Source organism: Nostoc sp. (assembly GCF_036917155.1).
GTDB lineage: Bacteria > Cyanobacteriota > Cyanobacteriia > Cyanobacteriales > Nostocaceae > Nostoc.
Map to the genome: position 1 here is coordinate 1 of NZ_JBALDZ010000199.1, position 14,065 is coordinate 14,065.

The window sequence follows — 14,065 nt, forward strand, 5'->3', positions numbered from 1 at the left end:
TGCAAATCCTCCAAGCAAGCCGACTCGTAGAAGCAGAAAACCTCAGAAGGCAACTTCTTAGAATCCCCGCCATTTATGGCTGGGGTGGATGTCAATTAGTCATAATTTTAGAACCGTGCAAATTCATCCTCACTCCGAATTTAACCATAGCCGCGATCGCCGTGAACAGGGTTTGCAAAAATTGCTCGATCGCCTTGTTAAAACAATGCAGCGCGATGAGTTAGTGCGGCAAACAACCAATCAACTCAGAGAATCGCTTCAGGTTGATCGGGTGGTGTTGTATTATTTTTACGGGCAGTGGCAAGGTCAAGTAACTTTTGAATCTTTGAGTTCTAAAGAATTTTCAATACTTGGTTCCACTGGCCCAGATGGTTGTTTTAATGACGAGTATGCTGCTTTATACTTGGCAGGACGAGTAAAGGCGATCGCTGATATTGAATTAGAGCCAATCGAATCTTGTCATCGAGATTTTCTCCGCAATATGCAGGTTCGCGCTAATCTGGTTGTACCAATTTTGATTCCCAGAGGATTATGGGGATTGCTAGCGGCACATCATTGTCAAGGGTCTCATTCTTGGTCGCCATCAGATATAGAAATGATGCAAACAGGGGCACAAACTCTAGCAACAGCCCCTTACATACTAGAAAGTTAAATATAATTCGGAATTAAGTTAAAAGGGCGGTTAGAAACCGCGCACCATTTGCTTCAAGTCGGCGGAGCCGCCCAACGCACTGGCTTGTCTACACGAGGCTTTACCCACCTCTGTGGGTTGAAAATACTCAATTTGATTTTTCTAATCAGGAGAAAGAATTATGAAATTTGGTTATACGGTCATCTGGGTAGACGATGTAGTTAAAACCGTTGAGTTTTACGAAAAAGCATTTGGTCTGGTTCGGCGCAGTCTCCAAGATAGGGGGCAGTTTACCTGGGCCGAAATCGAAACCGGAAACACCACACTAGCTTTTTCCTCTAGTAGCGAAGCCCAAAAGTTATTTCCTGGCGGCTTCCATGCCAACGATGCCACACAACCACCGACATTAATCGAGATATCATTTGTTACTCCTGATGTTGGCAGTGCTTACATGAGAGCGATCGGGGCTGGTGCAAAAGCATCAGATGCTCCTAAAGCCCAGCCTTGGGGACAAACGATCGCTCGTGTCCGTGATCCTAATGGTGTGCTGGTGTCATTGGTGAGTGCCTAGTACCGCAAGGCGGAATTAAAAATTACAAATTGAAAATTAAATGTAAACTAACCACCACCAATTGCTAAGAGCAAGATGGTGGGGGCTTTAAAGCCCAGAGTTTACCCGACTAAGTACCTTGAGTACTACGATTTTTGGGTCATCTTACCTACAAATACGCAGCCAGTTTGTAGCTCTAAGGTTAACAGTTAAACAGAATCATTGGGTTTGAGTCCGTGCTGTTAGCGTCAAAAGCCTTTAAATCATTGTCCAGGCTAACTTTACCCGAAAGGAGGGACTTCGTGTCCAAAATATTTGTTATTGACCGAGAAGATTGGAGATTGAAGATCGCAGATTGCAGATTGAATATTTTTGGTACAAGCCCAGCATATTGTGGGCGGAATAAATCTAAAATCGTCAATCTCAAATCCTCAAGCTGCATCCCTTGTGGGTGCAGTCAATCTCAAATCTACAATCGGCAATCTACAATTGTTTGACCAAAACAAACGTCCATTAGATCCAATTCATCCAGCACAGGCACGACAGTTATTAAGAAACAAAAAAGCAGCAATTTATAGACAATTTCCATTCACTTTAATCTTGAAAGAGTCACGTCATAAATCTCCTGTTTCAACGCCAGATGCTCCACTTGGGGATACCCCATCGCTTTTAGCGTCTCCCCTTCTCTACGAGACGCTACGCGAAGGGAGAAGACCGCACTGGCTCCCTTTGAGACTAAAAATTGACCCTGGTGCAAAAACAACTGGAATTGCATTAGTTAATGATGCTACTGGAGAGGTTGTATTTGCTGCTGAATTGAAGCATAGAGGCTTTGCAATTCGAGACGCTTTAACCTCAAGAAGAGTTTTGTAAACGCATTCACGCAAAAGATGGTTACTCCTATGCATACTAAACCCAAGAGATTGGGAATTACTCAACTGTTCCTCTCATTGTTTTCGCATTCGCTCAAAGGCATTCAAGGAACGTTTCGTAATTCCCCCTCCATTCCTCCCGCCACTATATCGGTACTCCGATTAGTGGCGGGAGGAATGGAGGTTTTAGATGAATACAGCGTAATGTATGGCAAATTTCCTTAGACGCAATTAATTGGACTGAGGATTGCGCTGCATAAATTCTTTACCTACCTCCGATAATTTAACATAGCTTCCCATCAGGTATAGCTGATTCCATCTTTCCATTCTGGAATAGCCAATAGGCTTTTCTATCAACAGGACTTTGATTATGACACAACAAATTATTCGTGAAGCACCTGCTCCTGATCCGTTAGAAGGTCAACAGACAAACGAATTCTTCTACGTCCCTGCGCCTAATGAGCCTATTCTCAATGTCAACAACATTCAAGGCAACATTCTCGGTGGGTTCAATAAAGATTACCAGGCCCTCTTGTTCCTGGAAATTGAAAATCCAAATGCCTTCAAGCACTGGCTGGAGTCACAAATCGACTTTATTGCCACCGCCTCAGAAGTGATTGCCTTCAACCGCCTATTCAAGTCTGCCAGAAAACGACGAGGCCGCGAAGGTGCTGTTAAGGCAACCTGGGTCAATATAGCTTTCTCCTTTGAGGGGCTGAAGAAACTAACCAATGATGCCGACTCGTTTACGGATGAATCATTTAAAGCTGGGCTAGCAGCACGCGCTGCTGATTTGAATGACCCGGTGGATAAAGATGGTAAGCCTATTGGCTGGATTGTGGGTGTGCCGGATAATGGCAAAACTGATGTGGTTTTCATCATTGCCAGTGACGACCGCGCGGACTTGTTGGCAGAAGTATCGCGGATATTAGAAAGCATTGTGGTATTTACAGACGATGAAGGCAAGTCTAAGAGCAGTGGAGCCAGAATTACTTTCTTGGAAGAAGGAGCCAATTTACCCCCACCTCTGTCTGGACATGAGCATTTCGGCAACCTGGATGGAATATCACAACCTGGTATTCGTGGCCGGGTTGCTGATAATCCGAAAGAACTTCTCACACCTCGGCAGAACCCAGAGAATAAAAATCAGGGCAAACCAGGACAGGATCTTCTGTGGCCAGGAGAGTTTGTTTTTGGCTATGAAGGTCAAAACAATGATGCTAAAACGTTGGAAGATAGCAAAGGTCAGGTTGTATCAGCAGGACTACACTGGGCGAATGATGGCTCTTACCTTGTATTCCGCCGATTACGCCAAGATGTATACAAGTTCCACCATTTTTTGAACGAAAAAGCTGCTAACCTGAACACTGACCCACGAAAGGTGAGCGCAAAGCTGATTGGTCGTTGGCCTAGTGGCGCTCCCACTGTCCGCACACCCGAAAAAGATGCCCCACAATTGGGTGATGATGACAATGCCAACAATGATTTTGAATTCAACGGTGATGATCCACCGAAGGATAATTTCTTCAAAAACGATGTAGTTCCACCTTCCGACGATGCAACGGGTCTGCGCTGTCCCTTTATTGCCCATACCCGCAAGACTTATCCACGCAACGACAAAACACCAGGAGGTGGAGGCCCAGGGCCCGAAGAGATTGACCGCAGTGAAGTGACCACTCAAACACACCGCTTACTCCGTCGCGGCATTCCTTATGGCCCAGTGTCTGCTTCGACGCCAAACAATCCACTAAAAGATGAGAAGTTTGTTGACCGTGGTCTTCACTTTTTGGCTTATCAAACCTCGATTGTAGACCAATTTGAGTTTGTCACTAAATTCTGGGTTAACAATCCAGAGTTCAGCAAGGAGGCTGCTACCGGTCACGAGTTTGAAGGGAAATTAACTCTTGGTCACGATCCAATTATTGGTCAAAGTGCAAATAACAAACCAAATGGCGATCGCACACGCAAGTTCTTTATCCACCTTGAGGATGACCAAGGTAAACCTCAAACTCAGGAGTTGACTGCACCTGAAGACTGGGTAATTCCTACTGGTGGCGGCTACTTCTTTGCACCGTCGATTTCTGCTTTGAAGGAAGTATTGACAAAATAGTCATGCTCCTGCATGACACTGGTGGGCGATCGCATGGAACCGCAAACTTCTCAACTTTTGTCTGTCAATAAATGCCAGCGCTTATGCCATAGTGGTCGATATTATGGGGTTTGTAGACCGTTAGAGAAATTATGAATTATGAATTTTGTTTTGCATCATTCATAATTCATTGATTTTCTCTACTCCTCAATCTCAAACCTGAAATTTTATGGATTCAAATCCAGCATTGTGTGCTGCGATCGCTCATCACATTACCAGCAGTCCGCAACAGCGAATTACTTTTGCTGAATTCATGGACATGGCATTATACCACCCTGAACATGGCTACTATTCCAGCGATGCTGTCAAAATTGGCTTTCAGGGTGGTGATTTTTTTACCTCTCCTAACCTCTGTGCTGACTTTGGCGAGTTATTAGCAGAACAATTTTTACAAATGTGGGAGATTTTAGGAAAACCTGTACCCTTTTCTCTGGTAGAAATGGGAGCAGGTCAAGGATTGCTGGCATTGCATATCCTGAAATATCATCAGCTGCACTACCCAGATTTTTTTACCGCGCTGGAGTACATCATTGTTGAAAAGTCACCAACTCTAAGAGAAGAACAGCAGCAACGCTTGCAAGATTTACCTGTGCGTTGGTGTAATCTAGAGGAAATACCACCAAATGCGATCGCAGGCTGCTTTTTTTCTAACGAGTTAGTAGATGCATTCCCCGTGCATCAATTTATCCTAGAAATGGGAAAACTCCGAGAAATTTATGTAACCACAGATCCGAATGAGCAAGAAACCAATGCCCCATACCCATCATTTGTAGAAGTCACAGGGGAACCTTCAACGCCCCAACTAACTGAATATTTAGATTTACTGGGAATCGACTTAACCCAAAGTGCCTATCCAGATGCCTACCGTAGTGAAATTAATTTAGCTGCTTTAAACTGGTTGAGTATAGTAGCAGACCGCTTACAGCGCGGCTATGTGCTAACAATTGATTATGGCTACCCTGCTAGTCGTTACTATAATCCCAGGCGATCGCAAGGAACACTACAGTGTTATTACCATCATCGTTTCCATGACAACCCCTATATTAATATTGGCAGGCAAGATATTACTGCCCATGTTGACTTTACGGCTTTAGAGCGTTGGGGCGAGAAGTGTAATTTAGAGAATATTGGTTTTATCCAGCAGGGATTATTTTTAATGGCGTTGGGGTTAGGCGATTGCATTGCGGCCCTTTCCGATCAAAAGCAACCCCTCTCACAGTTACTACAGCGGCGGGACGCACTACACCAACTTATAGCTCCCACAGGCTTAGGCGCCTTTGGAGTCCTAATTCAGAGCAAAGGTTTGGAGAAGACAGAAACTTATCAACCACTAAAAGGATTGACCTTGCCAGAGTAAATGTAAATTTGAAAAGGTGAACTACTCAGACTTGCCTACGGCTGAAGTTGATCGCTCCCAATTCGTGGGGAATAGCCTCTCTTGTCTTCGTAGTACTAGGAAGTCTGACATTCCCTCCTCTTGTCAGGAGTCCTGGTTCCCAAGACCCAAATCTTTCTCTTGCGACATATACCTATTAGCTTGGTTTTCGCTTGTGGCATTGATGGTCAAGACACCCACTATAATACCCGAAAAAATTGCGGATTCGTCATACATCTGGAAGAAAGTTTTTACTTGGGTTTTAAATCAATTCCAGATGCAATCCTCACTTCGTGAGGCTGTTCGCGAACATCCCCCGCTCACAATACCTACCATTAGAGTACATTGAAGGTGGGGACTTTTGCGACACGTTAAAACTCTATTTAAGAATGCCGTATCAGTCTGATTTAGACTAGCATAACAGTGATTACTGTAAAGTCAAACACACTACCGAAGTAATAATTATGACTACTCACGACCTGCTAATGCTAGCAACACTACTTACCCCCGGTATTTTACTTTCAGTGATAATTATGGTGACTTTTGCGGCTGGTGGTTGATTGCCAGAGCTAGAGACTAGGGAGTGGGAAGTAGGAAAACTGGGATCTAGGATTGTATCTTAAGTCTCAAATAACTGCTTCCCAATTAATTTGAATCAAACAATACAAACGCGATGTCCACGATAGGCTGTAACGCTCGTGACGCTCGACAGCACGAGCGTCTGACTCGCTATCGCTCTTGGCGTCTCTCTTTGGGAGAAGACTCGCTAACACGTCATTAAAGGAACTTAAAAAATGAAGGTGGCATTTCTGGGAACTGGACTGATGGGACTACCAATGGCTCAAAGGTTATTAGCCGCAGAAGATATACAGCTAGTTGCCTACAATCGCACCCCAGAAAAATTAGCACCACTACAAGCTGCTGGGGCTGAAATTGTCACACATCCCCGCCACGCCATTCGTGCTGCTGAGTGCGTAATTCTCATGCTTACTAATGCCTCGGCTATTTATAATGTGTTGCTTTCAGATACAGCTTGGCAAACCTTAGAAGGTAGCACAATCATTCAAATGGGAACAATTACTCCCACAGAAAGCCAAGAAATTAGAGATGCAGTTGTTGCGGGTGGTGGTGAGTATTTAGAAGCACCTGTATTAGGGAGTATCTCGGAAGCAAAAGCTGGCAAGTTGAGTGTTATGGTAGGAGCCGAGCCAGAACAATATCAACGCCACTTAAAGTTACTCCAAAATTTTGGGACAGAACCCTTACTTATAGGGCCAGTGGGATCTGCGGCGGCGCTGAAATTGGCACTCAATCAACTAATAGCTTCCCTAACAAGCAGCTTTGCTCTGAGTCTAGCTTTTGTCCAGCGCCAGGGTGTGGATGTAGATGTGTTTATGCAAATATTGCGCGACAGTCCACTCTACGCACCTACCTTTGATAAAAAGCTACAACGGATGTTGGATGGTAACTATGCTGATCCAAATTTCCCTACAAAACACTTGCTTAAAGATACAGAACTGTTTATCTCAGAAGCGAAATCTCAGAGTTTGGATCTCAGTAGTATTAAAGGAGTGCGGCAAATTTTGCAAACAGCCGTAAAAATGTCATTTGCCGATGATGATTACTCATCACTATTTTCTGTAATTAAGGAATGGGGAGAAGCGATCGGGGATTGAAGGAGGCAGGGGGCAGTTTTCCTCCAGCAAAAACAGCCTCCTGCCTTCCTCTATAAATAGACCACGGGTCAATTAAATGAAAAATGCTGTATATTACTGCCCATTAGTAGTTGTTGATTGAGGAAATGGTAGAGATTCAGGCTGAGGCTGAGGTTTCGGCTGAGGATTGAGAAAATCCTGCCAAGCCTTAATTTGCTCTTGCGCTGCACTGTAAGCAGCGCTACCGCGTGGAATCGATTTGGCAATGTCAATGCCTCTAGCAATATCAGACTGACCTTGAGAACGTGCTATTTCTAACAATTGCTGACTCCATTGGTCAATAGCCTGATTCGCATCCATACGTAAGATGCTATTGTTGGAAACCTGATCCGCTAGTCGTATTGCCTCAATTAAGGCTTCTGGAGTGCCAACTGCTCCCACTTCCTGGGCTTTTTTCCAGTTTTCTCTAGTGCGGATTTGCCCTTCCCAGTCATTAATCGCAGCTTGTGCGTCCCCAGAAAGCGCCCTTCCCGACGAGGCAATTTGTTGAGCTGCATTGATAGCGGCAGTGAGATTTCCACTCTGAGCCAGTTCTTGTGCTTGATCTAAGTAGGGTTGGTCTTGAATTCGCTGAATCTTTCCGACCCAAGTACGAATTTTTTTCCGTGCTTCGGGATATAACGCACGACCTCTACGAATTTCGCTGGCCTGGGCGATCGCAGCTTGCAAGGAGTTAATATCGTCGAATATTGCTATCTGTTCGGCGCGGTCTAAGTAAGGTTGGTCTTCAATTGTTTCTATTTGGGCAGTCCAGCGATCCATCTCTTGCCTAGCTTCTGTGGCCCTGGGATTACTAGCAGGGATAAGCTGTACTTGGGCGATCGCTGCTGTTAAATTATTAACTGTTCCCTGGCTAGCCAATATTCTCGCTTTTTCTAGATTGGCAACATCTTCAATTTCCAACTGCCAACGAGCAACTAGTTGCTGCGCCTCGTTATATACTGGTCTGGAAGGAGCAATTTGTTGTGCTTGAGCGATCGCTGCCTGTAAACCAGAAACGTTACCTATCCAAGCACTCCTTTTTGCGTCAGCTATAGCAATAAAGTCATCGGTTTCACCTTGTAGTTTCGTACTTTCCGGTATTTGCCTAGCAATATTCAGCGCTTCATCCGCATCCTTTTTATCTAGTTTTGCCTTTGCCAATTCCAGCATTTGGCGTCCAAATGCGGGAATCGCTTGTTGAGCTTTTTGGTAAAGGTAACTTTCTTGCCCAATTGACTCGGCTAACTTGATCGCTTCTAATAAATTATCGACTACTTTGCTATTTGCTAAACTTTCGGCTTTGCCTAACTTATCGCCATCTTCCCGCGCTGTGGCAATTAGACGATTCAATTGGTCGTATTTCGTACCCGCCCAATATTGATTGTCCACGCGCAGCATTTTGGCGGATAACATAAAGGCCGATTGCCAGCGTCGTTCCTTTACTTCGGCGATCGCACTGTCGTATGTGGTTTCTGCCTTTGACCAAATTAACTGCCATTTACCAATTTGTTCATCAACTAACTTATAAGCTGCCACATCTTCGGGTATTTTCTTCGCAGTGGTGATCGCTTCTTCTAAATTTCCTGTTTGGAAACTTTGATCGGCTAGCTTCAAAATATCCCGCGACCATTCTTCGATGAAACGATCAATTTCTCCATGCAACGGGTGATTTTGTGGTAGCTGCTTCACCAGAGCGATCGCTTGCAATAGGTCGTTAACTGTTTGCTTAGAAGCCGCCAACTGAGCGCAGTGTAACCGCACAGAAGCACTAGCTAGAGGCCAGAAAATCGAGGGGCAATTAGGAGCAGCTGGCAACTTGAATAGCATTGCCATTGCCAAGAATCCTACACTGCCGGGAATCAACATTAATAGTACTAGCCACAATGTCCAGCTTTTCATCCAGCGTGGCCATTTCCCAGAATTATTACTGATTTGGGCTGTTTCTTTTGAATTACTATTTATAGGTAATCCTTTCTTATGGTTTTTTTTTCGCCGCTTCACTGACTTGGAGTTAGAACCAGTAGCTGGGGCATCAAATGGCTGAGTTTCACCGAATTGTTCTGTTCGGGATAATCTTTTGTTTTGATCTGGCTCTCTTCCACTGGCTGAAGACCAACTGTCTGGAATATCCCGCTCTGTCATCTCTCACACCAAAATAATTGAATAGCGCTCTGTTTTAGGTCGATAATTCCATTGTTGACATAGTAACTTTCTCATGATTAAAAAGCTACTTTTTTGATTATCTCTCTCCACAGAGTACCATTATTAATCTAAAAAATCAGTGCTATTTTATACTTTATCCTGAAATAGCAGATTCAGCTTGCAAATCGGCAATTAGTTGAGCTAACTGATCGCGGCTTGCCTGGTAGATGTTGCCGCAAAAGTCGCAAGTTGCTTCAGCACCATTATCTTTAATAATCATATCTTGCAGTTCAGCTTCTCCCAAAATCTTCAATGCCCCCAAAACGCGATCGAAAGAGCAACCACAGTGGAAGCGTAGCATTTGCCGTTCGGAAAAGATTTCCAGCCCCATATCTCCCAACAAGTCGCCAAAGATTTCCGGTAAGGTCTTCCCAGCTTGTAACAATGGCGTAAATCCTGCTAGACTGGCAACCCGTGATTCCAATATTTCTACCAAGGCTTCATCTCTGGCAGCTTTGGGCAATATTTGTACCAGTAATCCTCCAGCCGCAGTTACTCCCCCTAATCCGACGAACACACCTAAAACTAAAGCTGAAGGTGTTTGTTCGGAATTTACCAGATAATGAGCCACATCATCACCAATTTCGCCAGAGACTAGTTCTACCGTACTAGAGTAAGGATAACCATAACCGATATCCCGCACAACATAGAGGTAGCCGCCACCCACTGCACCACCAACATCTAGCTTACCTTTAGCATTGGGAGGCAATTCCACAGATGGATTCCCGACATACCCGCGTACCGTACCATCTAAGCCGGCATCTACTAATATGCCACCCAAAGGCCCATCGCCCTTCACCCGAACATTGACCCTCGATCCAGTTCGCTTCATACTAGAAGCCATTAACAAGCCCGCCGCCATAGTCCGGCCCAGTGCTGCTGTTGCCACATAAGAAAGCTTGTGGCGCTGCCGTACTTCTTCTGTTAAACGTGTGGTGATCACACCTACGGCACGAATTCCACCTTCGGCTGCTGTTGCACGAATTAACTGATCCGCCATGAATAACCTTACATTTCTTAACAAGTTCACATTTTCTATTCTAAGTTCTCTGCTGGTAGAAAAGTAACTTAGTAGGGTGCTACGCAAATAAACGGCTGTCATTGGTCATTGGTAATTAGTCATTGGTCATGAGTTATTTACAATTGGACTTTGGACTAATGACTAATGACAAAAACTATTTGCAATATTAGAAATAGCGATGTTTCATCTTTAGGTAATTCGAGAAAAATGCTGGGTAATTTTCAACAAAGCCAACTGCGGATCGAAATCGAAGCATCAACAGATGCAATTCGTGACAGCCTGCTGCATCCGGTGCAACTAGAAAAATGGCTGTTAGGGCAACACTTTGCGCCAGGAATGCCAGAAGAACTGCTGCCCGGATTCCAGTTTACAACCTGGACTGGGCCAGTTGCTATTCATCATCAAGTAAACATTGTCAAATCTAACTGTCTCCGCTTGGTACTCAGCGGAGGTATTGACGGTTTCCACGAGTGGTATTGGGGAGAAGGTTGGGTACAGTCGCGCTTGGAAGGAGTTTCAATTTTGCCTTTAAATTTGGGTCAAACCCTGAGTTTGTTAAGCTTGCGTCATTTTCTGGCAACTCAAGGACGTTAAATCGACTGAACAGGGATTGGGAATTGGTTATGGGGCATTGAAAAGAGGTAGGGGGCGAGGCAATACTGCGTAGGTTTTGGAATTTCTTGGTTGAGGCAAGCAGGGGAAGAGTTTTGCCTCCCCTGCTTCCCCTGCCTCCCCTGCTTATCCAAGCAGTATTGGGGGGGCGAGGGGCAAAGGCCATCAGGTTCGGATAAGAAATTTGTTCGGTGAAGTGCAGGGGTGCAGAGGGGAAGGAAAATCTCACTGCAAGTTCTCTCCTCTGTCCCTTTGCTTCTCAATTTCTCGCTTGTGAGAAATCCAGGTTACGCCTACCTATTTACGCACCTACCAATGATCTATATTCCCCACTTTCTCACTCAGATATTGCCCATTTTAGTACAAATATACTATAATATGGATAGCGTCCACAAAGCCTAGCCAAATGCATAACGGCTCTGTGAAAACCTTCTGGAAGATGGATTCAAGGGTTAGTTCGATGATGAAGCATTATATTCTCAACCTCAATCCGACTGCCAAGCATGAATGGGATCGGTGTATTTTACGCGATCCGCTGACTGCCAAACGCCCAGACATTGCTAAACTAATTGCTGAAGCAGTTGGTGCTGATACTGGTAGTTATTTAGTGAGCGTGAATATCGAAGTTCAAGTTTTACAGCAAGCCGCAGTACCTCAAGCCGAACAACTCTCGCTTTCATTTCCAGAGGTGAGTGTGTCATCACAACCACAACTGCGGGAAGCAGCTTGAGTATAACTAAGTTGGAAGCAAGATTAGCGATCGCTCAACAACTCAGTGAGATCCCCGACTTCTTGAAGAAGTCGGGTAAATTAAAAGACTGGGTGCGATCACTATTTGGAAATAGCAGAATGAACAAGTGCGATCGCTATTTGGAAATAGCAGAATGAACAAGTGCGATCGCTATTAAGTAAAGCTTCAAAACTCAGGTTGAATCGGCACAAACTTATTTGGTTGAATTTTAACTAATTTGATGTCATGGCTTATGCGATCGCCTGATCATGAAAACTGAATATTTAGCGTTGCACCATTTTAAACCTCCTCTACTAGCATAAGTCTCAACTTTTTTGCGATACCTCAGTTTTGGATTGCCAATTGGTGCTTTAGCCAAAAGAATTTTGAAGCCTTCGCTGTGTGCATAGATTTCTGGTCGCATCGCTGGAGCTGCTTCTTGAACTTTCTTTTTAGCGTACTCATGCAATTCATCAATAGAAACTGCACCATCATTATCTAAGTCTGCTGCTCCTGTTTCAATACCCTCGACGAGGTAATGAGTATAAGTAGAAAGATTTGCTCCTTCTTGCTGGAAAGAATACTGAGTAGAAGTGGAAGAAGTAAGAGCAACCCGTCCTTCACCACCAAGTTGAGATCGAACTCATTTTGTACCCCAAAAGCAATTAATTGGTATATGTCGCATATCCGTTCAGGATACTGGCAACAAAATAGGCTCTATTGGATACTCTTTCATTAAGGAATTTTGGGGACAAGGATATGCAACTGAAGCTGTAAAAGCAGTTGTATCCTTTGGTTTTCAGGGGTTAGACTTACATCGCATCTTTGCGACTTGTCACCCAGAAAACATTGCCTCCGCACGAGTTATGCAAAAAATTGGAATGCAGCAAGAAGGATATTTGCGAGAACATCATTGGATTAAGGGAGAATGGCGAGACTCTTGGTTATATGCCATCCTTGAGCATGAATGGAGAGGCGTCTATTGATTTTCTGAAAATATCATCTATAAACGCCCGATAGACTTCAATTGGAAAGACTAGGACTATTGCTATAGCGTCTTTGAAAAAGAATTGCTGCTAAATTAATCACTAGACAGGTGATTGCTAGCCATAGCAAGATATAAGTAGGAGCCATCACCACGCCAATCATGAACCAAGTATATACGTGAAATATCATTACAGAAGCAAAAAAGCTAGCAATTCCAGCAGATTGCCATACTTGATGTGATGGACGACGTAACGCTACCAGACCCATCGTTAAAATTGTGACAAGTAAGTTCGCTGGTACGAGAAATGCACAAATACTTATGCAGTTGCCACGAGAGAACTCAGCTAAGGTGTTAAAATCGAGCATTAATTTGTTGGGATAGATGTTAGCTTTTTAGGAATTTAAATTATTTTATAAAGAAATATATATTAACATAAGAGTGAGTAATCATACTTGCAAATATAACATAAATTAAACTATTTAGTTGTCTTTTGATACTATCAATAGTTAGTTAATTATAAAATCTTTGAATAACTAGGGTGGAAAACACCCACCCTAGCTGAATTAACCCGGTAAAATTACCGTATCGATAACGTGTACTACACCATTATCAGCTTCGATATCTGCTGCTAAAACTGTGGCATTTTTAACTTCAAAACCATCAGAAGAATCAATTTTAATGGGTGAACCTTCCACAGAACTAACCGTACCGAGTTGTGCCAAATCAGCTTGTAGCAGCTTTCCTGAAACAACATGATACTTTAAAATCCGCGTTAGCTGGGGAATATTCTGTAATAGAGTTTGGATAGTTCCCGCTGGTAACTTGGCAAAAGCTTCGTCATTTGGTGCAAAGACTGTGAACGGTCCAGGACTTTTTAATGTTTCTACTAAACCAGCCGCTTGTACAGCCGCTACCAGTGTTTTAAAAGACTCAGCCGTAACTGCAATATCAACTATATCAGCCATATATCTTAACCTCAATATCTGCAAAAGATTTTAAAGGATAATAAACCTATTTTAATTTTTATTAAAGAAAATAAATTTAAAAGCAGGTGGTGAATAAACTACACGTAGACGCATACTTCCCCACACTACCCTTAGTGCCTGATGATGCTTCTATGAAAATTTCTTATGGAAGAAATGTGCGATCGCACCTATACCATTTTCGGAAGCTTGTAAAACTTGCGTTTGCTGGTGTCGTCGATGCTTTACACCATCTGGCTAAATTTTACTGACTTT

The 14,065-nt window shown here is 43.7% G+C and carries 14 protein-coding genes and 1 pseudogene; 11 read left to right on the top strand and 4 right to left on the bottom strand.

Annotation, left to right across the window (positions count from 1 at the left end; translation table 11 throughout):
- The first annotated feature begins 115 nt into the window (after positions 1–115).
- From V7K67_RS25310 to V7K67_RS25335, 6 genes and pseudogenes are all read left to right on the top strand, one after another.
- The gene (locus V7K67_RS25310) at positions 116–652 is read left to right on the top strand and encodes a GAF domain-containing protein (protein WP_334707951.1); all 537 of its coding nucleotides are present in this window, start codon (positions 116–118) and stop codon (positions 650–652) included.
- A gap of 160 nt (positions 653–812) precedes the next feature.
- On the top strand, positions 813–1,202 hold the full coding sequence (locus tag V7K67_RS25315; protein ID WP_334732250.1) for a VOC family protein: 390 nt from the start codon (positions 813–815) through the stop codon (positions 1,200–1,202).
- A gap of 453 nt (positions 1,203–1,655) precedes the next feature.
- Positions 1,656–2,051 (top strand): annotated as a pseudogene (locus tag V7K67_RS25320) (RRXRR domain-containing protein); the annotation flags it as partial.
- 372 nt (positions 2,052–2,423) lie between these two features.
- Complete coding sequence (locus V7K67_RS25325; protein ID WP_335168892.1) at positions 2,424–4,163, top strand: Dyp-type peroxidase; 1,740 nt, start codon at positions 2,424–2,426, stop codon at positions 4,161–4,163.
- Between the two features lie 208 nt (positions 4,164–4,371).
- Positions 4,372–5,559: a class I SAM-dependent methyltransferase gene (locus tag V7K67_RS25330; protein WP_334732247.1), complete on the top strand. Its 1,188-nt coding sequence runs from the start codon at positions 4,372–4,374 to the stop codon at positions 5,557–5,559.
- A gap of 812 nt (positions 5,560–6,371) precedes the next feature.
- Positions 6,372–7,253, top strand: a complete 882-nt coding sequence (locus V7K67_RS25335; protein ID WP_334732246.1) for an NAD(P)-dependent oxidoreductase — start codon at positions 6,372–6,374, stop codon at positions 7,251–7,253.
- Between the two features lie 93 nt (positions 7,254–7,346).
- Here V7K67_RS25335 and V7K67_RS25340 read toward each other — a convergent pair whose 3' ends face one another.
- Together V7K67_RS25340 and hslO are read right to left on the bottom strand one after the other, a co-directional pair.
- Complete coding sequence (locus V7K67_RS25340) at positions 7,347–9,416, bottom strand: chromosome segregation ATPase (RefSeq protein ID WP_334732245.1); 2,070 nt, start codon at positions 9,414–9,416, stop codon at positions 7,347–7,349.
- Between the two features lie 154 nt (positions 9,417–9,570).
- On the bottom strand, positions 9,571–10,476 hold the full coding sequence (gene hslO, locus V7K67_RS25345) for an Hsp33 family molecular chaperone HslO (protein WP_334732259.1): 906 nt from the start codon (positions 10,474–10,476) through the stop codon (positions 9,571–9,573).
- A gap of 228 nt (positions 10,477–10,704) precedes the next feature.
- Between hslO and V7K67_RS25350 the strand changes: the two genes are divergently transcribed.
- From V7K67_RS25350 to V7K67_RS25370, 4 genes are all read left to right on the top strand, one after another.
- A complete protein-coding gene (locus V7K67_RS25350) occupies positions 10,705–11,091 on the top strand; it encodes a hypothetical protein (RefSeq protein ID WP_334711194.1) in 387 nt (128 codons plus the stop codon).
- A 478-nt stretch (positions 11,092–11,569) separates the two neighbouring features.
- Positions 11,570–11,839 (top strand): hypothetical protein, encoded by a 270-nt coding sequence (locus V7K67_RS25355; protein WP_094330359.1) that lies wholly within the window; start codon positions 11,570–11,572, stop codon positions 11,837–11,839.
- Complete coding sequence (locus tag V7K67_RS25360) at positions 11,836–11,997, top strand: hypothetical protein (protein WP_334732244.1); 162 nt, start codon at positions 11,836–11,838, stop codon at positions 11,995–11,997. The genes V7K67_RS25355 and V7K67_RS25360 overlap by 4 nt, the downstream gene beginning before the upstream one ends.
- A 510-nt stretch (positions 11,998–12,507) precedes the next feature.
- Positions 12,508–12,825, top strand: coding sequence for a GNAT family N-acetyltransferase (locus tag V7K67_RS25370; protein ID WP_334732258.1), 318 nt, complete (start codon positions 12,508–12,510; stop codon positions 12,823–12,825).
- Between the two features lie 37 nt (positions 12,826–12,862).
- On the opposite strand, the gene V7K67_RS25375 is transcribed toward V7K67_RS25370, so the two are convergent.
- A complete protein-coding gene (locus tag V7K67_RS25375) occupies positions 12,863–13,192 on the bottom strand; it encodes a hypothetical protein (RefSeq protein ID WP_334710187.1) in 330 nt (109 codons plus the stop codon).
- Positions 13,193–13,390: 198 nt separating this feature from the next.
- Positions 13,391–13,792: a fasciclin domain-containing protein gene (locus tag V7K67_RS25380; RefSeq protein WP_334710186.1), complete on the bottom strand. Its 402-nt coding sequence runs from the start codon at positions 13,790–13,792 to the stop codon at positions 13,391–13,393.
- Positions 13,793–13,881: 89 nt separating this feature from the next.
- Here V7K67_RS25380 and V7K67_RS25385 point away from each other — a divergent pair, with 89 nt between their 5' ends.
- The gene (locus V7K67_RS25385) at positions 13,882–14,061 is read left to right on the top strand and encodes a hypothetical protein (RefSeq protein ID WP_335168895.1); all 180 of its coding nucleotides are present in this window, start codon (positions 13,882–13,884) and stop codon (positions 14,059–14,061) included.
- Positions 14,062–14,065: the final 4 nt, after the last annotated feature.